Consider the following 277-nt stretch of genomic DNA (forward strand, 5'->3'; position numbering starts at 1 on the left):
AATTAAACCACATGCTCCACCGCTTGTGCGGGCCCCCGTCAATTCCTTTGAGTTTCAATCTTGCGATCGTACTCCCCAGGCGGAATGCTTACTGCGTTAGCTGCGGCACTGAAGGGCGGAAACCCTCCAACACCTAGCATTCATCGTTTACGGCGTGGACTACCAGGGTATCTAATCCTGTTCGCTCCCCACGCTTTCGAACCTCAGCGTCAGTTACAGACCAGAGAGCCGCTTTCGCCACTGGTGTTCTTCCATATATCTACGCATTTCACCGCTA

1 rRNA gene (cut by both window edges) is annotated in these 277 nt (G+C 53.1%); it reads right to left on the reverse strand.

What is annotated here, in order from left to right:
- A 16S ribosomal RNA gene (locus LFYK43_RS12745) occupies positions 1–277 on the reverse strand (its annotated part extends past both window edges: 719 nt to the left, 844 nt to the right); the annotation flags it as partial.

The organism is Ligilactobacillus salitolerans (genome assembly GCF_003864415.1).
Lineage (GTDB): Bacteria > Bacillota > Bacilli > Lactobacillales > Lactobacillaceae > Ligilactobacillus > Ligilactobacillus salitolerans.